Source organism: Lentilactobacillus kribbianus (assembly GCF_013184075.1).
In the GTDB taxonomy this organism is placed as follows: Bacteria; Bacillota; Bacilli; order Lactobacillales; family Lactobacillaceae; genus Lentilactobacillus; species Lentilactobacillus kribbianus.
This window is the reverse complement of sequence record NZ_JABEQQ010000002.1, coordinates 133,569-155,210: the sequence shown is the minus strand read 5'-3', so window position 1 is coordinate 155,210 and position 21,642 is coordinate 133,569. Positions and strand designations below refer to the sequence as shown.

Annotated in this window: 17 protein-coding genes and 1 tRNA gene; 2 read left to right on the top strand and 16 right to left on the bottom strand. The window is 38.1% G+C overall.

What is annotated here, in order from left to right; all coding sequences use genetic code 11:
- Positions 1 to 55: 55 nt before the first annotated feature.
- The 10 genes from smpB to gap form a co-directional block, all read right to left on the bottom strand.
- Entirely contained in the window at positions 56 to 529 is a 474-nt protein-coding gene (gene smpB, locus HII32_RS05445) for an SsrA-binding protein SmpB (protein ID WP_172189130.1), read from the bottom strand.
- A gap of 21 nt (positions 530 to 550) precedes the next feature.
- Positions 551 to 2,866: a ribonuclease R gene (gene rnr, locus HII32_RS05440; RefSeq protein ID WP_172189128.1), complete on the bottom strand. Its 2,316-nt coding sequence runs from the start codon at positions 2,864 to 2,866 to the stop codon at positions 551 to 553.
- A 14-nt stretch (positions 2,867 to 2,880) separates the two neighbouring features.
- Positions 2,881 to 3,624 (bottom strand): alpha/beta hydrolase, encoded by a 744-nt coding sequence (locus tag HII32_RS05435; protein WP_216655654.1) that lies wholly within the window; start codon positions 3,622 to 3,624, stop codon positions 2,881 to 2,883.
- A gap of 72 nt (positions 3,625 to 3,696) precedes the next feature.
- Entirely contained in the window at positions 3,697 to 3,933 is a 237-nt protein-coding gene (secG, locus tag HII32_RS05430) for a preprotein translocase subunit SecG (RefSeq protein WP_172189126.1), read from the bottom strand.
- Between the two features lie 86 nt (positions 3,934 to 4,019).
- Entirely contained in the window at positions 4,020 to 5,537 is a 1,518-nt protein-coding gene (locus HII32_RS05425) for a ClC family H(+)/Cl(-) exchange transporter (RefSeq protein WP_172189124.1), read from the bottom strand.
- Positions 5,538 to 5,588: 51 nt separating this feature from the next.
- The gene (locus tag HII32_RS05420) at positions 5,589 to 6,878 is read right to left on the bottom strand and encodes a MucBP domain-containing protein (protein ID WP_172189122.1); all 1,290 of its coding nucleotides are present in this window, start codon (positions 6,876 to 6,878) and stop codon (positions 5,589 to 5,591) included.
- A gap of 94 nt (positions 6,879 to 6,972) precedes the next feature.
- Positions 6,973 to 8,292 carry a phosphopyruvate hydratase gene (gene eno, locus HII32_RS05415; protein WP_172189120.1) on the bottom strand — a complete coding sequence of 440 codons (1,320 nt, stop codon included), beginning with the start codon at positions 8,290 to 8,292 and terminating at the stop codon, positions 6,973 to 6,975.
- Between the two features lie 98 nt (positions 8,293 to 8,390).
- Entirely contained in the window at positions 8,391 to 9,152 is a 762-nt protein-coding gene (gene tpiA / locus HII32_RS05410) for a triose-phosphate isomerase (RefSeq protein WP_172189118.1), read from the bottom strand.
- A 119-nt stretch (positions 9,153 to 9,271) separates the two neighbouring features.
- The gene (locus HII32_RS05405) at positions 9,272 to 10,486 is read right to left on the bottom strand and encodes a phosphoglycerate kinase (protein ID WP_172189116.1); all 1,215 of its coding nucleotides are present in this window, start codon (positions 10,484 to 10,486) and stop codon (positions 9,272 to 9,274) included.
- A gap of 97 nt (positions 10,487 to 10,583) precedes the next feature.
- Positions 10,584 to 11,594, bottom strand: coding sequence for a type I glyceraldehyde-3-phosphate dehydrogenase (gene gap, locus HII32_RS05400; protein WP_172189114.1), 1,011 nt, complete (start codon positions 11,592 to 11,594; stop codon positions 10,584 to 10,586).
- A gap of 277 nt (positions 11,595 to 11,871) precedes the next feature.
- Here gap and HII32_RS05395 point away from each other — a divergent pair.
- Both HII32_RS05395 and clpP read left to right on the top strand, forming a co-directional pair.
- Positions 11,872 to 11,943, top strand: a tRNA-Arg gene (locus tag HII32_RS05395).
- A gap of 157 nt (positions 11,944 to 12,100) precedes the next feature.
- Positions 12,101 to 12,694, top strand: a complete 594-nt coding sequence (gene clpP / locus HII32_RS05390; protein WP_172189112.1) for an ATP-dependent Clp endopeptidase proteolytic subunit ClpP — start codon at positions 12,101 to 12,103, stop codon at positions 12,692 to 12,694.
- A 51-nt stretch (positions 12,695 to 12,745) separates the two neighbouring features.
- On the opposite strand, the gene whiA is transcribed toward clpP, so the two are convergent.
- The 6 genes from whiA to trxB form a co-directional block, all read right to left on the bottom strand.
- The gene (gene whiA / locus HII32_RS05385) at positions 12,746 to 13,666 is read right to left on the bottom strand and encodes a DNA-binding protein WhiA (protein WP_172189110.1); all 921 of its coding nucleotides are present in this window, start codon (positions 13,664 to 13,666) and stop codon (positions 12,746 to 12,748) included.
- Between the two features lie 19 nt (positions 13,667 to 13,685).
- Positions 13,686 to 14,684 carry a gluconeogenesis factor YvcK family protein gene (locus HII32_RS05380; RefSeq protein ID WP_172189108.1) on the bottom strand — a complete coding sequence of 333 codons (999 nt, stop codon included), beginning with the start codon at positions 14,682 to 14,684 and terminating at the stop codon, positions 13,686 to 13,688.
- Positions 14,685 to 14,697: 13 nt separating this feature from the next.
- Positions 14,698 to 15,570, bottom strand: a complete 873-nt coding sequence (gene rapZ / locus HII32_RS05375) for an RNase adapter RapZ (RefSeq protein ID WP_172189106.1) — start codon at positions 15,568 to 15,570, stop codon at positions 14,698 to 14,700.
- A gap of 92 nt (positions 15,571 to 15,662) precedes the next feature.
- Complete coding sequence (gene uvrA, locus HII32_RS05370; protein WP_425483282.1) at positions 15,663 to 18,503, bottom strand: excinuclease ABC subunit UvrA; 2,841 nt, start codon at positions 18,501 to 18,503, stop codon at positions 15,663 to 15,665.
- Between the two features lie 20 nt (positions 18,504 to 18,523).
- Positions 18,524 to 20,527: an excinuclease ABC subunit UvrB gene (gene uvrB, locus HII32_RS05365; protein ID WP_216655653.1), complete on the bottom strand. Its 2,004-nt coding sequence runs from the start codon at positions 20,525 to 20,527 to the stop codon at positions 18,524 to 18,526.
- Between the two features lie 142 nt (positions 20,528 to 20,669).
- The gene (gene trxB / locus HII32_RS05360; RefSeq protein ID WP_172189102.1) at positions 20,670 to 21,593 is read right to left on the bottom strand and encodes a thioredoxin-disulfide reductase; all 924 of its coding nucleotides are present in this window, start codon (positions 21,591 to 21,593) and stop codon (positions 20,670 to 20,672) included.
- Positions 21,594 to 21,642: the final 49 nt, after the last annotated feature.

Genomic DNA, 21,642 nt, shown 5'->3' with positions numbered 1-21,642 from the left:
TTGTATATAAAATATAAAAAGGTTACGGCAAATTATCAGTTTTGCCGTAACCTTTTTAATAATGCTTCAACACTCGATCAATTTGTCGCTTTTGATCACGTTTTTTAATATCTTCTCGTTTGTCGTATTCGTGCTTTCCAGTAGCTACTCCAATTAATACTTTAGCAAAACCATCTTTAATGTACATTTTCAAAGGGACAATAGTAACACCTTTGTCCTTAGTATCATTGCCTAGCTGTTTAATTTGCTTTTTATGCAGAAGTAGTTTGCGATTTCGCAAAGGATCATGGTTAAACTGGTTACCTTGTGCATACTCACTGATATGCACATTCATCAACCAAGCTTCTCCATTTCTTACCTGCACAAAACCGTCTTTTAAGTTCACCCGTCGATCTCTAAGAGACTTGATTTCCGTACCAGTTAATACCATCCCAGCTTCATAAGTATCGCTAATGGCATAATCATGACGTGCTTTTTTATTTTGAGTAATTAAATTATCATCTTTAGGATTAGATTTATGTTTAACCATACACTCACATCCCTTCACTCATTAATGTTTAGAGCGATTATTTGATTGACGCTTATTGTTACTATTACGGTTACCATTATTATTGCGGTGTTGATTATGTCCATTGTGATTATTATGTCCACGATGGTCATTATTACGCCGTTGGTGGGTTCGTTTCGGCAAGATATCACTAACCGGCGTATCTTCTGGATTAACAATATCAAAATCAACTGCACTGTGTTCAACGTCAACATTAACCACTTTCACCCGAATTGGTTGTCCCATTTTATAAGTTCGGTGGGTATTACGACCAGACAAGGCCATAAATTGTTCAACGTATTCATAGTAATCGTCCTTCATACGACTGATGTGAACTAATCCTTCAACCGTGTTAGGTAATTCCACAAACATTCCGAATTTCAACACAGAGCTAATGACAGCATCAAATTCTTCGCCAACATGATCAGCCATGTATTCTGCTTTCTTCATCGCATCAGTATCTCGTTCGGCATCTATGGCTCGTCGTTCAGTTTCAGAAGTATGCACAGCAATTTCATCTAAAACATTGGCAAATTTTTGCTTGGTTTCATCGTTAATACCATTATCTTCGTAGTAATGAATCATCCGGTGAACCATAGTATCTGGGTAACGTCGAATTGGTGATGTAAAGTGGGTATAATATGGCGCTGCCAACCCAAAATGTCCTAACGACTGATCTGAGTACTTAGCTTGTTTTAGACTTCTTAACATCATAACTGAAACCATCGTTTCCTCAGGTTGACCAGCTACTTTTTTCAAAATATTTTGTAATGTTTTAGGCCGAATGTGTTCTGGATCACCTTTAACATTAATACCAAATGCCGTTAAGAACTCATAGAATTTTCTGATTCGATCAGCATCAGGAGTTTCATGTACTCGATAAATAAATGGTACATGAGCTTCGAAATAATGTTGAGCGACAGTTTCATTAGCAGCAAGCATGAATGATTCAATCATTCGTTCTGCCAAGCCCCGTACTCGAACCTTAATATCAATAGCATGTCCTTTTTCATCAACAATGATTTCTGCTTCTCGATCATCAAAGTCAATGGCACCATGCATTTTACGATTCTTGTAAAGAATACGGTGTAAATCAGCCATATCATCAAACATTGGGACGAGTTCTTCATATTTTTGTCTAGTTTTTTCGTCATGAGCTTCAATGATCTTATTCACATCAGTATAAGTCATCCGAGCTTTAGACTTCATTACACTAGGATGAATCCGTTCTTTAACTACGTTACCATTAGGGTCAATTTCCATTTCACAACTCATGCATAGTCGTAAAACCCCTTCATTAAGAGAACAAATACCATTAGAAAGTCGTCTTGGCAACATTGGAATTACTCGATCAGTTAGATAAACTGATGTTCCTCGGCGATAAGCTTCCTTATCAATGGGACTACCAGGAGTAACATAATGACTCACGTCAGCAATATGAACTCCTAAATGATAGTTACCATTTGGTAATTTCCAAACGGTAACGGCATCATCCAAATCTTTAGAAGATTCACCATCAATGGTCACTAAGTTTTGGTCGGTAATATCTTCTCGGCCTTCCATTTCTTCTGGTAAAACATGATCAGGAATTCGATCGGCAGCTTCCAAAACATCGGTAGGAAATTCTGCCGGAATATCGTGGGCATAAACGACCTGTAAAATATCAATACCGGGATCATCAACAGAGCCAATCACTTGATTAGCAATTCCGACCATATAATCAGGATGGTCAGCATTGGGATATTCTGTAATTTGGGCAGTAACGACTTCTCCCGGTGTTGGTTTAATTCCAATATCATTAATATAAAAATGATACTTAGAAATCTTTTTATCCGTTAATTTGACTTGACCATAGTAGCCATGATCATCATCAGTTTGATCAAAAGAACCCACTACCGTTTCATATTTATGTTCAGTAATCGCTACCACTTTACCTTCTGGGCCACGATCGGATCCCGCTGCAGCTGGACGAGTAATCTCGAACTGCACTGTATCACCATTTAAAGCGTACATTGTATTATCAGGTGCCACGTATGCATCTGGTTGGTTTTCATCATAAGCGATGAAACCAAAACCTTTATCATTTGCGTGAAAAACTCCTTCTAACTTACGTTGTTCTGGATTTAACTGGAAGCTACCATTATCGGTAACTACCACAATTTTTTCGCGTTCCATTGTAGCTAATTCTTGAATAATTAGCTTAAAAGCTGCCGAACCATGATACTTTAATACATCCGCAATTTTTTCTACGGAAAAAGTATTGTCCGGATAACTTCGGAGCACGTTTTCTATTTCTAATTTTAAATTATTATCTTGCAATCAATTATCCTCATTTACTTATAATTTTGATTAATAAATTCACTTAAATCGTTTTCTAATTGTTGATGAGCTGAATTTACAGTTAACATATGACCTGCAGGGTAGGTATGAAATGTAACTTGGTTTGCTGGTAATGCCTCAACAACCCGCTGTCCACTATTAGGGTTAATAACTTCATCTGCTAATCCCTGCCCCACAAAATAAGGTTGTTTCATTAAATCTAAGTCATTAGCTACTTGATGCGCAAATTGGGCAATTTCAGTCAAACGTTTATCAACATTTTCTTCTAACCACTTCAACTTTGTTGCTGCAATTTGTTCATTGACTTGATATTTTTGATAATTAGCTTTTGCCATACTCATAAAAAGATTATGAACGTTAAAATGATCATCACTAATGATTGGTGAACCAAATTCGCCACCCATTAATAAGTCCGGATTATGCTCTAAAGCCCAGGTAGCAAAAATACCACCTAATGATATTCCGAAAACACTAATAGAATCCATTTTTTCTGATTTCATAAATTCAATAGCTCGTTGTGTATCCTGACACCAGGATTTCACAGAACCATTGGCTAATATATCGATAAAATCGCCAGTTCCATGGCCAGTAAACATTGGAGCATAAACGGAATAATTTTGCCTTTCTAAGTGTCGTCCTAACATACGAACATCATTAGGATTACTAGCAAAAGCATGTAGTAAAATAATCCCTTTTGATCCATGTTTAAAATAAAATGAATTCGGTTTTTGAATCATCATTAAGCCCCCAGTCATCCAACACTTCTAATTATAATAAAAAACCTCCCGTATTGAAACAGGAGGCTTTCACTAATGTGATGATAACCAAGCTAGTCCTAATGCTAGGGCAAAGAAAAGAATTCCTAACACAAGAGTAACTTTTTGCATAAATGCTTCAAACCCACGCGGCTTTTGTTTAGCAAATAAATCATCTGCTCCACCTGTTAAAGCTGACATGGCATCATTAGTTTTTGAAGGTTGCATTAATACTGCAATTATGATCAACACGCAGTCAATCAACAATAATGTTAACAATAAATTATACAAATTGAAGCCTCCTAAAAATCACTCGGCCGTTCTCTACTCTGTTCAATTTACCACATTTCGGTTCTTTTAGCTACTATTTTATTCGATTAATGAATTAAAGCCATAATCGTTTTTCGTGCTTTAGAAACATCAGCATCTTGAATTTCAATGGTTAACAGGTCCCCTGCATGGATTTGAGAAGACCCAGTCGGCGCAAATTCTTTTTCACTTCGTTTCACTTTAGTAACTAAACAGTGCTCTGGCCAAGCAATATCTTTCATTAACTTACCATCAGCTAACGCCCCTACAAACACAGATTGTGAGATGGTAATGGTTTTGGTTCCTGGTAAACGTTTATTCAGTAATTGATGCAACAAAGAATAATAAATTGGGGCACCACTCAACAGGTCAACTACTAAGTAAGCTACTAGACTCACTAAAGCTAAACTAACTAAATGAGTTAATGATCCCACCATTTCAGTAATTAGTAATACTGCCGTAAACGGAGCCTTACTAACACCAGCAAAAAAGCCTACCATTCCTAAAATAATGAAGCTAGTAATTAAGCTGGCACTAATTAAATTAGCTCGAACTAACACCGTCGCAACGATTTCTCCAGTAATGGCACCAATACAAAGCATCGGCAAAAAGATGCCACCGGGCATTCCCGATCCATATGAAAAAACCGAAAAGATAAATCTAAGCACTAAAACGCCAAACAAGGTGGTTAAAGCTGGTATATGAACCTGGTTAGCCGATTGCAAAATAATTTGACTACCGCCACCTAACAAATAAGGGACATAAAAGCCAACTGGGATAACTAATATCAATGGAACGAGTCCCCAATATTGATTAGGTAAATGTTTTAAGCGCCGGTAAATCCAAGCGACATTTAATGTAGCCCATTGATATAATCGTCCTAATAAGCCTAAAACAATCCCTAAAGTAACCACCCAGCCTAGTTGACCTACAGCCAAGCTATGACTAGGCATTGCTAGTACTGGCTTTAAGCCAAATACTTTCAAAGCAACGCCATCAGCTACTACCGCTGATGTTAGTGACACCACCCAAATATTGGTCGAAAAATTAGTAAAGATTTCTTCCAAAACAAACATCACACTGGCTAAAGGAGCATTAAAAGCAGCACTTAACCCAGCAGCAGCCCCACTGGAAATCAGTACCTTGCGATCACTGTTTTTAACCTTTAAAGTTTCGGCAATTCCTTGCCCCACTGTTGATCCTAATTGAATAGAAGGCCCCTCTCGACCCAAAAACAGACCACTACCAATAGCTAAAATACCACCAATAAACTTTCGCCATAAAACTGACCACCAATGGTAATGATATTCATCCCGTAATTGTCCTTCTACTTGAGGAATACCAGAACCCTTAATTGCTGGTTCTTGTTTTTCCAAATTTCCCACAATAATAACAACAGCAACATTAATCATCCAAATAATTACCAGCCACCACCAATTATGATGAGCCCTTTGAAAAGCTTGGTGAAACCAGCTAAGATTGGTTTGAATAGTTAACCGAAATATAGAAACAATAATACCACTTATAATACCAATAATTATTCCTAGACAAACCAGTTTTAATTGATGAAATTTTTTCTCATTCAATTTGTCTTCATTCCTTCACTTAGGTTTCTAGAATATAATCATACCATAAAATTAACTAAACTTATGTCGAACTCCGCCTAATATCAATAATCCGATGAAAATTAATTTTATCCAACCGGGAACCACTCGCTCGTTTGTTTGCGGCAATTTTTGCTGATGTCCTTTATTAGAAATATTCTTTTTAAGTTGTTCATCTTTTTTGAGCGTTCGTTCTTTTCTAGCTTTTGCCAATTTATCCGTCCTTAAATTAATTTGGTGTGGCTTGATGTTTTTATTTGCTGCTTGTTTAAGCGTATTTTTGGATTTTATTTTAGTGTATTCAAATTCTACCGGTTTTGACTTTAACGAATTAAGTTGAATTTGTTGTTGAGGTTGTTTACAAAAATAACCATTTATTTTCTTCGCGGAAATTGTAATCAGATCATCAAAATTCCCCTTAACGGTTTGATAAAATAGTTCTTTGTCTTTATATCGACCAGTTACCACAACCGCCATCTGCTGTGGTTGATAAAATACTTGCAGTGTACTGGTTAAAGGCTGGTATTTACTATGATTAAACAAATAACCTTCAAAAGAGGTTACCATATTTTGTTGCAATTGTTTCATTTCTATCTTGGTAACCAGTTGCTGTTCTTGTTTTAATAATTTACCAGTCGTACTCAGATATTTAATAGTAATTAACAATCGTTTTGGTTCAACTGGCTGTTCTGGCAATGGTAATTCTGGTAATTGGGGTAATTCCGGATCAATGGGTCGCTCTGGAATTTCTGGTGTAATAGGTTCAACTGGTTTTTCCGGCTCAACCGGCGGAGTAATCGGCTCACTGTCACCATCTGTTATCTTATCTTTATGGTAGTTAATGTTTAATATCAAATTGGCGTTATCAATAACTCCAGTTAAGTGTTTAAAATCATCCAACTGATAACCCGTCACTTCTGGAGCCATAATTTTATACTGACCATCGATGGTTCCCAGCGTTAATACTTGCGGGGTAGCAATATCCGCTATTTCATCATTATTAAAGTGAGCCGTCACTGTAGCAGAATGCCCTCGATAGTGAGCATCTAAACGACCACTGGTTCCCGGTAACAAAAACGGTGGAAAATGATCTAGTAAATCGTAGCCTTCGATTTGAGGTACTGGAAATGGGTCCCCATAATGACACGAAACAGGCTTACTAAAACGCATATTGGTCTTTTCTTGACCATCGGTATCAGTGGTAGTTAAATATTCACGAAAAATCAAACGCACGTCTTTTTCTGAATTAGTGGCCGCCTGTACCGATAATCCAGAACTGGTCAATGATAAGAAAAAGATTAACCAAATAAATATTTTCTTCAAAATAAAAAACCTCCTTTTCGTCTTAAAGTTAAGTACGCAAAAGGAGGTTTAATGCTGCAAAAAAGAACGACCAAAAGTCGTTCTTTTAGATTAATTATTTGTTGATAATATCTTGACGAGCTTCTTCAGACAAGTTGTAGAATGCATTGATTCCCTTGTATTCAGAAACTGTACCAAGTTGATCTTCAATTCTCATCAATTGGTTGTACTTAGCGATACGTTCACCACGGCTCATTGAACCAGTCTTAATTTGACCAGCGTTAAGAGCAACAACCAAGTCAGAAATAGTAGTGTCTTCAGTTTCACCAGAACGGTGAGAAATGATAGCTGTGTAACCAGCTTCACGAGCCATTTCTACGGCATTAACAGTTTCAGTTAAAGTACCGATTTGGTTAAGCTTGATTAAGATAGAGTTGGCAACGCCACTCTTGATACCTTTTTTAAGGTAATCAGTGTTGGTAACAAACAAATCATCACCGACGATTTGAACTTTTTTACCAAGGCGTTCAGTAGCCATTTGCCAATCAGCCCATTCATTTTCATCCAATGGATCTTCGATAGAAATAACTGGGTACTTGTCAACGATGCTTTCAAGCAAGCCAACAAATTCATCAGCAGTGTATGACTTACCGTCACCAACAAGGTCATACTTCTTAGTTTCAGCATTGTAAAATTCTGATGCGGCACAGTCAAAGGCAATAGCAAAATCTTTACCCGGTTTGTAACCAGCACGTTGAATAGCTTCAACCAAGATTTCAAATGGTTCTTCGTTGTTCTTCAAGTCAGGAGCAAAGCCACCTTCATCACCAACAGCAGTTGAGTAACCGCGTTCGTTCAACAAGCTCTTCAAGTTGTGGAATACTTCTGAACTCCAACGAATTGCTTCAGTTACTGAAGGAGCACCAACAGGCATGATCATAAATTCTTGGAAATCAACCTTGTTGTTAGCGTGCTTACCACCATTAATAACGTTAAGCATTGGAGTTGGCAATACGTGAGCGTTGAAACCACCAAGGTAGTTGTATAAAGGCATGCCAAGTTCATCAGCAGCAGCACGAGCAGCAGCTAAAGAAACACCTAAAATGGCATTAGCACCTAACTTACCTTTGTTAGGAGTACCATCTAACTCAATCATAGCCTTATCAATAGCTAGTTGGTCAGTTACATCGTAGCCAATGATTTCTTTAGCAATGACGTTGTTAACATTATCAACTGCTTTAGAAACTCCCTTACCCATGTAACGATTCTTGTCGCCATCACGAAGTTCAACAGCTTCGTGTTCACCAGTAGAAGCACCGGATGGAACGATTCCTCGACCCATTGCACCTGCTTCAGTATAAAGTTCAACTTCAACAGTTGGATTACCGCGAGAGTCTAAGACTTCACGAGCATAAATATCAGAAATAATTGACATATTTTTTTCTCTCCTTAACCAAAGTCATGATCTTAAACAAGGTTCAGTTCAATTCTATTAGTTTGTGCAAAAAGTTTCAATACAAAAGTATTCAAATCCTAATTATTTTCTTGAAAATTAGCCAAACGGACGAATGAATCCGGTTTCAAACTAGCGCCACCGGCTAATACTCCATCAATATCTTTTTGAGCCAAGATCTTGTTAGCATTATCATCATTAACACTACCACCATAAAGTACCCGAACTTGATTGGCTACTTCGTCAGAATATAAATCAGCAATCGTTTGACGAATCAAATAACAACCTTCTTCGGCTTCTTCAGTACTGGCTGTTTTACCACTACCAATAGCCCAACTAGGTTCATAAGCAATAATTACTTGACGCGCTTGTTCAATATCAACACCTTTCAAAGCAGCAGTAACTTGACTAACTACCCAAGAAATATGATTAGAAGACTCACGTCGACCCATTGTTTCATCACAACAAACAATCGGAATCATATGATTTCTAAAAACTGCTTGAACTTTTTTGTTGATGACATCATCAGTTTCATTAAAATACTTGCGCCGTTCAGAATGACCCACAATTACATGGGTAATTCCCATTTCAGCTAATGCTTTAGGGCTAGTTTCACCAGTATAGGCCCCTTCATCTTCATAAAAACAATTTTCGGCACTGATAATCAGCGGTGAACCCTGATTATTTCGCAACATCGTCTCCAAAAATAACGGCGAGGCTGCAATGGCTGTTTGAACCTCATCGGGATTAGGTAACTTTCCCCGAATTGCATCCAAAAATTCAACCGATTCAGTAACCGAAAGATTCATCTTCCAGTTTCCAGCAATAAATGGTATTCGCATAATTTATCATCCTTAGTTTTAGACTATACAGCTAATTCTACCATAAATTACAAAAACTTATTTTTAGATGCACAAAAAGGCGCGGAAATACCGCGCCTTTTGTAGCTTAATTTAATTAATTATTTATTATCAATGGCTGCAATTCCTGGCAAGGTCTTACCTTCAAGGTATTCAAGAGAAGCACCACCACCAGTAGAGATATGAGTCAATTGACTAGCAACGCCTAATTGTTTAACTGCGGCAGTAGAATCACCACCACCAACAATTGTAGTTGCATTTGATAATGTACCAAGGTATTCTCCGATTTCAAGAGTTCCCTTAGCGTAGTTAGGCATTTCAAAGACACCCATTGGTCCGTTCCAAACAACAGTCTTAGCATCTTTAAGCACGTCCTTAAATTCAGCTACTGACTTAGGACCGATATCTAGAGCCATCCAACCATCAGGAATTTCGCCTTCTACAACCATGTGTTCAGCGTCATTACTAAAGCTCTTAGCTACAACACTATCAACGGGAAGCACAATCTTGTCGCCACCCTTTTCAAGAATGTTTTTAGCCATTTCGATCTTATCTTTTTCAACAAGTGAATCACCAATATTCATGCCCTTAGCAGCATAGAATGTGTAAGTCATTCCACCACCGATAATAATCTTATCAGCTTTTTCGATCAAGTTTTCGATAACACCGATCTTATCAGAAACCTTAGCACCACCCAAGATAGCAACAAATGGACGTTCAGGATTATTAACCGCATCACCTAAGAATTGGATTTCTTTTTCCATTAAGAAACCGGCAGCTACTGGCTTGCCGTCTTTACGCATAGCATCAGCGATACCAGCGTTTGATGCGTGAGAACGGTGAGCAGTACCAAACGCATCGTTAATGAATTCATCACCTAATGAAGCCCAGTATTCACCCAATTTAGGATCATTACCGGATTCACGTTTAACGTATTCACCGTTAACAACATCTTCATAACGAGTATTTTCTACTAATAAAATACTGCCATCAGTCAAATTATCAATGGCTGCTTCCAATTGAGGTCCTTCAGTAACTGGAACAAATGTTACTGGCTTATTCAAAAGGTTTGAAAGTCGTTCTGCTACTGGACGAAGTGACAAGGCTGGCTTATCATCTTCTTTTTTAATTCGGCCTAAGTGTGAAAATAAGATTGCTTTACCATTGTGGTCAAGCACATATTGAATAGTTGGTAAGGCTGCTTGGATTCGATTATCGTCACCAATTACCCCATCTTTAATAGGAACATTAAAATCAACACGCATTAACACTTTTTTGCCATTTAAGTCCAAATCGGACACAGTAAGTTTAGCCAAAACGTCAACCTCCTAGTTTTATATAATTGTTGTAATAAAACAAAAGACGAAGAAGATACCTCCCCGTCCTTTGCTCATTAATCAATATTATTAATTATTAAAGAGTTGCAAATTTCAATAAAGTACGAACCATGTTGCAAGTGAAGCCCCATTCGTTGTCGTACCAAGCAACAGTCTTAACTAATTGCTTGTCACCGGCAGTAGTAACTTCAGTTTGGGTTGGGTCAAATACTGAACCGTGATCATCATCAATAATATCAGTTGATACGATTTCATCTTCGTTCCAGCCAAATGCAGGGTTGTCAATTGTGTGCTTCTTGATTGCTTCGTTAACTTCGTCAGCAGTAACTTTCTTATCAAGAATTGAAACCAATTCAGTCAAAGAACCGTCAATAACGGCAACACGTTGTGCGTGACCTTGAAGTTTACCATCCAATTCAGGAATTACCAAGCCAATAGCCTTAGCAGCACCAGTTGAATGAGGAATAGTGTTTACACTAGCAGTACGGTTGTTACGCTTCTTCTTACCGCGAGGGCCATCAAGAATTTGTTGAGTAGCAGTGAAAGCGTGGATAGTAGTCATAGTACCAACTTCTAGGCCAAATTCTTTGTTCAAGAAGTAAGCCATTGGTGCAAGACAGTTAGTAGTACATGAACCAGCAGATACGATTACATCGTCTGAGTCCAAGATATCCAAGTTAACACCAGGAACAACAGTCTTAACAGGGCCAGCAGGAGCAGAAATCAATACCCGCTTTGCGCCGGCGTCGATATGAGCTTGTGCCTTTTCTTTTGAAGTGTAGAATCCAGTACATTCAAGTACGAAGTCAACGCCATCATTAGCAACCCAAGGAAGATTTGCTGCATCTTTTTCAGCGTAAACTGGGATTTCCTTACCATCAACAACGATACCCTTGTCAGTTGAAGAAACTTCACCAGGGAAAGTGCCGTGGGTTGAATCATACTTAAGTAAGTATGCAAGCATTGAAGGAGTTGTTAAATCGTTAATAGCAACAACTTCGATGTCGTTAGAGTTTAATTGGTGAATCCGCTTGTATGCCAAACGACCAATTCGACCAAAACCATTAATACCAATTTTTACAGTCATACTGTAATTTCCTCCTTTAGGAAAATAGATAAATGTCAAAGTGACTCCAACATTGCAGTCGCTTAAAATGAAACCAAAGTCAGCGAATTAATTCACAAACTATCTTAATCCGTCTCGAGTAATTGGAATCATTACCCAAGGAAAAGTATATCAGAACTAGCGATAAATGCAACGAAAAGCCATACTAGTAAGCGTTTTCAACTAATTATTTATTTAACAACTTGAAATTCATTCTGATTTCTTGTATATTGGTTGTTGTGCTCAAATAATATTTTATGCGTCTGTAGTGTAATGGATCGCACGTAAGATTCCGGTTCTTGAGATGAGGGTTCGATTCCCCCCAGACGCACTCTAGTAAATCAGCTAACTAATTTTTAGATAGCTGATTTTTTGTTATTCTTTAAAAAAGCAGACAAAGTGTTTGACCTTTTTTGACCAAACGAGTATTATATTCTCATAAACTTAGTAAAGCTAAGCTTTAAAACAAATGCAAGGAGGCATTCGGAATGAATTTAGTGCCAACCGTAATCGAACAATCATCTAACGGCGAACGAGCTTATGATATCTACTCACGCCTATTAAAAGATCGCATCATTATGTTATCAGGTCCTATTGAAGACGATATGGCAAATGCCATTATTGCCCAATTGCTCTTCTTAGATGCTCAAGATTCTGAAAAAGATATTTATCTTTACATTAACTCACCTGGTGGTGTGGTTACTTCTGGTATGGCCATTTATGATACCATGAATTTCATCAAATCTGATGTTCAAACCATTGTCATGGGAATGGCTGCCTCAATGGCTAGTGTTTTAGCTTCTTCGGGTACCAAAGGCAAGCGTTTTGCATTACCACACTCACAAATCTTGATTCACCAACCATCTGGTGGTGCACAAGGACAACAAACTGAAATTGAGATTGTTGCCGAAGAAATCTTGAAGACTAGAAAATTAATCAACCAAATTTTGGCTGACAACACTGGTCAATCAATTGAGACCATTAATCGAGATACTGAACGTGATAAATACTTATCTGCTCAAGAATCTGTTGACTATGGTTTGATTGATGCAATCATGACTAATAGCAGCGAACAAAAATAATCACCAAATAAAAAAGGATTGCCTTTCAGGCAATCCTTTTTTATTTGTCTACTATAATTTAGCAGCATATTCATTAATTTTACGTAACCGATGATTAACTCCTGATTTAGAAATTGGTCCTCCCGGAACTAATTCCCCCAATTCTTTTAAGCTCACTTCTGGATGAGTCAAGCGAACTCGGGCAATTGATTGTAATTTAGGTGGTAATTGATCCAAACCAACACTTTCATCAATTAATTTAATATTTTGAATTTGTTTAGACGCCGCATTTGCTACTTTATTCATATTAGCATTTTCACAATTAACTAACCGATTAACTGAATTTCTCATATCTCGGACAATTCTAACATCTTCAAATTTTAGCATTGAACTAGTGGCCCCAATTAATTGCAAGAAATCAGCTATTTTTTCGGCTTCTTTTAGATAAGTAATGAAGCCACTTCGCCGTTGGGTCGTTCGCGCTTTTAATCCATAGCGATTCATCATTTCAGCAATCATATGATTATGATTTTCATACAATGAATAAATCTCTAAGTGATACCGCGAGGTTTCTGGATTATTTACTGAACCACCGGCTAAAAAGGCTCCACGTAAATAGGAACGAATTTGAATATCATCGTCAAATAAGCTATCAGGGACTCGTTCTACAATCTGAGTACCATCAAAAATACCTAAATCATCTAATAACTCCGTTACGCGTTCATTGACTCGTAAAATATAGAGGTTATTTTTCTTTAATTTCATTTTTTTTCGAACGCTAAGTTCACCTGTAATACCGTAGAACTTAGATAATAATGAATACATTCTCCTAGCAATCGCCGGATTTTCTGATTGCACATTTAACACAAAATGGTGATCAGAAATTCCTAAAGCCCCATTCATTCTAATTAATGCCATTAACTCCGCTTTAGCATTTGCTTTGTGAACGGTTAATTCAGTTAGTTCTTTTTTTACTTCACTAGCGTAAGACATACCAGCCCTCCTAATTCATTTAGCAACCATCATTAGTACGGCCAATCAAGTTTAAGAGCTCATCAGCAACTTCACGGCCATTATGAAAAGCACCGTGATCACGTAATTCTAAATAATCAGCTGAAATCACTCGACATCCCATCGCCTGTAACCCAGCAAAGTCATGTTTCACTGGTTGCGCTACTTCGTCCCATTTTTGGTGGTCAATATAGGCGGCCGGAACTTCCTTATTATTAACCAATACCGTATTAATGAAGTTTTTACCTAAATGCTCATTTAATACTCGAACATGATCAGCTTCCGTGAAGTTTTCAGTTTCTCCCCGTTGGGTCATGATATTACAGATATAAACTACATCTGCGCTGGTTTCCATGACTGCTTCACCAACATTATCAATCATTAAGTTAGGTAAAATGCTGGTAAATAAACTTCCTGGTCCTAAGACAATTTGATCTGCGTTCATGATTGCATCAACTACTTCACTCACTGCTTCTGGTCGATGCGAACCATCAGTTGTTTCAACCCACACCCGTTTAATTAACTTACCAGCGGCGCTGATTTCTGATTCACCGCTTAAGAAGGTACCATCACTAAACTCAGCATTTAATTCTAACGGTTCATCAGCGGCCGGATAGATATGCCCATCGACTTGCATCATTTTGCTTAATTCTTGGACCGCAGTAAAAATACCGCCCCGCATTTCAGAGAGTGCAGCAATAATCAAATTACCTAATGCATGTCCCGCAAAAAATTGATCATCACTGCGAAACCGATATTGGAAAAGTTGTTTTTCAATGTCTGGTAAATCTGATAAAGCTACCATCACATTGCGAATATCTCCTGGTGGCACGACGTTAATATAATTACGTAGGGTTCCAGAAGAACCGCCATCATCGGCAACCGTGACCACTGCAGTAATATCTACATTTCTATTCTTTAAGTTATTTAAAATAACCGGCAATCCTGTTCCCCCGCCGATTACCACGATTCGTGGTCTGTGGGTTAAAATCTCATTCATAAGTTAACCTTCTTTATTGTTTGTGTCGTTCAATGTCTCGATGACTAACATTAACTGGATAATGATCAATCAAATCCTTAGCTAAGCGTTCAGTCATGGCCACTGATCGATGCTGTCCCCCAGTACAGCCAATCGCAATCGTCAAACTTGATTTTCCTTCCGCTTCATATGCTGGCAAAGTGGTTTTAATCAATTGACTAAATTGTTGATAAAAAGTTTCAGCGCCGTTAGATTCTATTACAAATTGATAGACATCGTGATCTAACCCGGTCTTATTTCTCATTTCTAAATCATAATATGGGTTAGGTAAAAAGCGAACATCCATGATAATATCGGCATCTAGTGGTGCGCCATATTTAAAACCAAATGACATCACTTCAATATGAAATGGATGAGTACTATTTTCAGATTCAAAGGTATGAGCCAATTCTTCTCGTAAATCTTTAGGTGATAGATTAGTAGTATCAATCACTAAATCAGCGGCTTCTTTCACATCCGCTAGTAATTTACGTTCAGTTTGAATTCCATCAATAACTCGACCATCACGAGCCAACGGATGTGATCGTCTGGACTCTTTATAACGTGATACTAACTTAGTATCAGACGATTCCAAGAAAATAATTTCCACATTATCTTCATCCTTGGCTTTTAAATCCGCATACATTTCAATTAAATCATCATAAAATGCACCTGAACGAAGATCCATGACCAACGCTACCCGATTTAAGTCCCGTTCGGATTGAACTAGATTTTTAAATCGTGGTAATAACGAAGGGGGCATATTATCAACGCAAAAATAGCCTAAATCTTCAAAGGTTTGCATGGCAACTGTTTTCCCAGCTCCACTCATTCCCGTTATAATCACAAATTGATTATTAGATTTCATTCAAAAGATCCTCTCTTGTCCAAAGTTCTTTCAGTATAACACACCGGGTGTGTCTTTTTCACCTATTTAATAAAATAAAAAGGAAGTCCTTATTATTGGGCTTCCAATTCTTGATCATGTTTTATTTTGGCTTTGAGATATTGACCAGTATAACTGTCGTTTACTTGGCAAATCTCCTCAGGAGTTCCAGTAGCTACTACTTGACCGCCACCAGCACCACCTTCTGGACCTAAATCAATTAAATAATCCGCTGACTTAATGACGTCTAAATTATGCTCAATAATTAAGACGGTGTTACCTTGATCAACCAACTTTTGTAACACAATTAATAGTTTACGAATATCTTCGGTATGAAGTCCAGTAGTGGGTTCATCCAAGATATAGAAATTATTTCCAGTAGAACGCTTATGCAATTCTGCTGCTAATTTCATTCGTTGAGCTTCACCACCAGACAAGGTAGTCGCTGGTTGACCTAAAGAAACGTAGCCTAAGCCAACATCTTGAATGGTTTGCAACTTTCTAGTAATTTTAGGAATGGCTTTAAAAAATTCTAGCGCTTCGTCAACCGTCATAGCTAAAACATCGGCAATATTTTTACCTTTGTATTCCACTTCCAAAGTTTCAGCATTGTAGCGTTTACCATGACAAACTTCACAAGGTACATAGACATCTGGCAAAAAATTCATTTCAATTTTTAAGATACCATCACCATGACAAGTTTCACAACGACCACCCTTGATATTAAAACTAAATCGCCCCTTTTGATAACCACGTAATTTAGCTTCATTAGTATTAGCAAATAAATCACGAATATCATCAAAAACACCGGTATAAGTGGCCGGATTACTACGTGGGGTTCTACCAATGGGAGTTTGATCGATACTAACTAACTTTTCAATATCCTTATAACCACTAATACTGCGGTATTTTCCTGGTTTTTCGGAATTATGATTGAGCTTTTGGGCTAAAGCTCTTTTTAAAATATCATTCACTAACGTTGATTTACCAGAACCAGAGACACCTGAAACCACTGTTAATGTGCCTAAAGGAAATTCAACCGTTAAATCCTTCAGATTATTTTCAGCAGCACCACTTACCTTCACTTTTTTACCAGTGATTTGGCGTCGTTTCGTAGGTAATGGGATAAACTTGGTACCAGCCAGATATTGCCCCGTAATAGAGTCCTTAGCTGCTGCCACTTGTTGGGGTGAACCAGTAGCCATGATTTGCCCCCCTTGTTGTCCCGCACCAGGGCCCACATCAATAATATAATCAGCTGCTCTAATTGTATCTTCATCATGTTCTACTACAACCAACGTATTACCAATATCACGCATTTTTTGTAGTGAGGCAATTAAGCGATCATTATCACGTTGATGTAAACCAATGGATGGTTCATCTAAAACATATAATACCCCAGTCAGATTGGAACCAATTTGAGTCGCTAACCGAATTCGTTGGGCTTCGCCACCAGAAAGGGTTCGTGCTGCCCGAGCCAGGGTTAAGTAATCCACCCCGACATTTCTAAGAAATGACAAGCGATCACTAATTTCTTTAATGATTGGTTTAGCAATCATCTTGTTTTGTTCACTGAACTCTAGTTTATTAAAGAAATCGAGTTCATGATTAATATCTAACGCCGAAATTGCAGCTATGTTTTGATTTCCTACCCGTACTGCTAATGCTTTTTCATTTAAGCGAGCCCCATGGCAAGTTTGACAAGTTAATTCCGTCATATAATTTTGCATTTGGTTACGGGTAAAGTCACTACTAGTATTGTGATAGCGCCGGTCAATATTATTAATAATACCTTCAAATGGCGCATCGGTTTCACGTACACCGCCAAAATCGCTTTCCAAATCAAAATGATATTCAGTAGTACCCGAACCGTATAATACTAGTTTTTGTTGTTCTTTACTTAGCTTATTAAATGGCGTGTCCATATCAATCCCAGCCGCCTTACAAAATTGTGCCAGCATGCTAGGGTAATATTTGGAACTACCTTGACTCCAGGGTTCTAAGGCTCCCTCATTAAGAGTTTTAGTTTTATCCGGAATTACTAAATCAACATCGACTTCTAATTTGGCCCCAATACCATCACATTCTGGACAAGCACCAATTGGTGAATTAAACGAAAATAGACGTGGTTCAATTTCTCCCACCGTAAACCCACAAATCGGACAAGCATAGTGTTCAGAAAAAATTAATGGTTCTTTTTCGCCTAAAAAGTCCGCCACGGCATAACCGCCACTCAGTCGTAATGCAGCTTCTAAGGAATCAGATAAGCGATTATTGATGCCATCCTTTACCACAATTCTGTCAATCACAATTTCAATATCGTGATTCTTATTTTTAGCCAAATCAATATCATCATCAATATCATAAAGCTCACCATCAACTCGAACTCGAACAAATCCTTCTCGTTTAATTTTTTCGAAGACCTTTTTATGCTGACCTCGTTTGCCTCGCACAACGGGAGAAAGAATTTGCAATTTTGTCCGTTCCGGCAATGCCAAAATTTGAGCAATCATTTGATCAATTGACTGACTAGAAATCACCGTACCATCATTAGGGCAGACTGGGACGCCAACTCGCGCCCACAGTAGCCGAAAATAATCATTGATTTCAGTAACGGTTCCCACCGTAGAACGGGGGTTTTTAGATGTCGTTTTTTGGTCAATCGAAATCGCCGGACTTAATCCATCAATTGAATCAACGTCTGGTTTATCCATTTGGCCTAAAAATTGACGGGCATATGAAGACAAGCTCTCGACATATCGTCGTTGGCCTTCTGCATATAAGGTGTCAAATGCTAGTGAACTCTTACCAGAACCTGATAAACCGGTCATCACCACTAACTTATCTTTAGGGATATCCACATTCACATTTTTTAAATTATGGGCTCTTGCCCCACGAATACTTATTTCTTCAATTGGCACTTATTTGCCTCCAATTACTTGCTGTCTGCTTTTAGTTCCATAATTGTATCACGTAAATTAGCTGCTTGTTCAAAATCAAGTTTCTTAGCCGCTTGACGCATTTCCTCACTAAGACGATCTAACATGGCTTGTTGATCCTTTTTAGACATAGCCTCAAAGTCACTTTCCACAAAGTCATCTTTTTCATTTTTATTAGTATTTTCGGTACCAGCACTAATTAACGCTCGAATTTCTTTTTTAATAGTATGTGGCGTAATACCATGTTCTTGATTGTAAGCAATTTGAATGCTTCGGCGTCGTGCTGTTTCATCAATTGCCGCTTTCATAGAATCGGTAGTTTGATCAGCATACATAATAACAGCACCATTTTCGTTACGAGAAGCTCGACCAATTGTTTGAATTAATGATCGTTCATTACGCAAGAAGCCTTCCTTGTCAGCATCTAAAATGGCTACTAAAGAAACTTCAGGCACATCTAATCCCTCTCGTAACAAGTTAATTCCAACTAAAACGTCAAATTTACCTAACCGAACGTCGCGAATAATTTGGGTCCGTTCCAAGGTTTTAATATCCGAATGCAGGTATTGGACTTTAATGCCCAAATCTTTTAGATAATCCGTTAAATCCTCTGCCATTTTTTTAGTTAAGGTTGTAACAAAAGTACGTTCATCTCTATCAATTCGTTTATTGATTTCTCCCACCAAATCATCCATTTGTCCCATAATCGGTCGGACTTCAATGGTTGGATCCAACAATCCCGTTGGTCTAATAACTTGTTGTACTACATCATCAGTTTCAGCCAACTCATATGGTCCTGGAGTGGCGGACATATAGATAACTTGGTTAACGTGTTTTTCAAATTCTGTTAATTGTAATGGTCGGTTGTCTAACGCACTAGGAAGGCGAAACCCATAATCAACTAATTGCTGTTTTCTGGCCCGATCCCCGTTGTACATCCCCCGAATTTGGGGCATAGTTTGATGAGATTCATCCACAACTAACAAAAAATCATCAGGAAAGAAATCTAAAAGTGTATATGGTGGTTCACCTGGTTTTCGTCGATCCATAAACCGCGAATAATTTTCAATCCCAGTGGTATATCCCATTTCTCGCATCATTTCAATATCATACGTAGTTCGTTGTTTTAATCGTTGAGCTTCTAATAACTTACCCTCTTTTTCAAATTTGGCTACTTGTTGATCGAGTTCAGCCTGAATTTCTGGCAAAGCGACGTCCATCACATCATCATCAGTTAAAAAGTGAGTTGCCGGAAAGATTGCAACGTGTTTACGATCGCCCAAAACTTCCCCAGTCAAGGTATCGATTTCTCGAATTCGATCAATTTCATCCCCAAAAAACTCTACCCGCAATGCATGATCATCCCGTGAAGCTGGGAAAATTTCAACGACATCACCATGAACCCGAAAACGACCACGTTGAAAATCAATATCATTACGTTCAAATTGAATGTTCACCAAATCTCGTAACAAGTGATCTCGCTCTAATGTTTGGCCGACACGAAGAGAAACCACATGATCTTGATATTCATGTGGATCACCTAAGCCAAAAATGGAAGAAACTGAAGCAACCACAATGACATCATTGCGTTCCAATAAAGAACTAGTAGCAGAATGGCGTAATTTATCGATCTCATCATTAATGGAAGAATCTTTTTCAATGTAAGTATCACTCGAAGGAACGTAAGCTTCTGGTTGGTAGTAATCATAGTAACTGACAAAATACTCTACCGCATTATTGGGAAAAAACTCCTTAAACTCCCCATACAGCTGTCCCGCCAAGGTTTTATTATGAGACAACACTAGTGTTGGACGGTTGACTTCTTTAATCACATTAGAGATGGTAAAGGTTTTTCCGGTACCAGTGGCACCTAATAAGATTTGTGCTTTTTTACCATCCTCAACACCGGAGACTAGCTTACTAATAGCTTGAGGCTGATCACCAGTAGGTGTATAAGCAGACACCAAATCAAATGTTTTGTCATCTTGTCGTTCAATCATTCTATGTTACCCCCTTTTTATCGCTTGAAATCACACCGATAATTCTACCATACGAACATACTTTCGCCAACAATTTCTGCTTAAAAAAATAGGTGAATTAAACGGGCAAAAGCCTCCTTTAATTCACCTACTATATTCAAATTTATTTATGAGCTTCAATATATTTAAAAGCTTCTTGACCGGCTAAACCACCATCACCAATAGCGGTGGTAATTTGACGCAAATCTTTTTTACGAACATCACCAATAGCATAAATACCTGGAATACTAGTAGCCATATGATCATCGGTTACAATCCAGCCATCTTTATCGGTAATACCCAAGTTTTCAAACGACTTGGTCATTGGTAACAAACCAACATAAATGAAGACACCGGAAGCATCAATGATTTTTTCCGTGTTAGTTTGATTATTAACGACCCGAACACCAGTAACCTTGTTTTCATCACCCAAAACTTCGACAACATTTGAGTTCCATACAAAGTTCATTTTATCATTAGCAAAAGCCCGATCTTGTGAAACTTTTTGTGCTCGTAATTGATCACGACGGTGAATAACCGTCACTGAGTTAGTAATTTGAGAAAGGTAAATTCCTTCTTCAATGGCTGAGTCACCGCCACCAATTACCACTACATCCTTATTTTTAAAGAATGCACCATCACAGACAGCACAGTAAGAAACCCCACGGCCACCATATTCTTCTTCACCAGGAATTCCTAATTTTTTATATTCGGAACCCGTGGCAATAATGACCACTTTAGCCGTAATTTCTTCGCTATCAGTTTTAACTAGCTTAGTATCACCCAAATCTTCAATAGCTTCTACACTACCATAAACGTATTCTGCCCCAAAGTTGGTGGAGCTATTGTACATGGCTTTAGCTAGGTCTGGTCCTAAGATTGATTTAAATCCCGGGTAATTTTCAATTTCTGCGGTGTTATTCATTTGACCACCATAAATTCCGCGATCAATCATAGCCACCGAATAATTGGCCCGTGAAGCGTACAGCGCGGCAGTCATCCCACCGGGTCCTGCACCAATAACGACTACATCATAACTTTTAGCCATTTTAGGATCCTCCTTAACAGACTTTCTTAACGTCTGGAGATAGCTTACT

Bases quoted from the DNA above. Each gene is read 5' to 3' on its own strand.
- uvrB (WP_216655653.1), bottom strand. From the start codon at position 20,527: ATGATTGAACGACAAGATGACAAAACATTTGATTTGGTGTCTGCTTAT.
- eno (WP_172189120.1), bottom strand. From the start codon at position 8,292: ATGTCAATTATTTCTGATATTTATGCTCGTGAAGTCTTAGACTCTCGC.
- smpB (WP_172189130.1), bottom strand. From the start codon at position 529: ATGGTTAAACATAAATCTAATCCTAAAGATGATAATTTAATTACTCAA.
- gap (WP_172189114.1), bottom strand. From the start codon at position 11,594: ATGACTGTAAAAATTGGTATTAATGGTTTTGGTCGAATTGGTCGTTTG.
- tpiA (WP_172189118.1), bottom strand. From the start codon at position 9,152: ATGCGAATACCATTTATTGCTGGAAACTGGAAGATGAATCTTTCGGTT.
- HII32_RS05435 (WP_216655654.1), bottom strand. From the start codon at position 3,624: ATGATTCAAAAACCGAATTCATTTTATTTTAAACATGGATCAAAAGGG.
- whiA (WP_172189110.1), bottom strand. From the start codon at position 13,666: ATGTCTTACGCTAGTGAAGTAAAAAAAGAACTAACTGAATTAACCGTT.
- clpP (WP_172189112.1), top strand. From the start codon at position 12,101: ATGAATTTAGTGCCAACCGTAATCGAACAATCATCTAACGGCGAACGA.
- trxB (WP_172189102.1), bottom strand. From the start codon at position 21,593: ATGGCTAAAAGTTATGATGTAGTCGTTATTGGTGCAGGACCCGGTGGG.
- rapZ (WP_172189106.1), bottom strand. From the start codon at position 15,570: ATGAAATCTAATAATCAATTTGTGATTATAACGGGAATGAGTGGAGCT.
- HII32_RS05380 (WP_172189108.1), bottom strand. From the start codon at position 14,684: ATGAATGAGATTTTAACCCACAGACCACGAATCGTGGTAATCGGCGGG.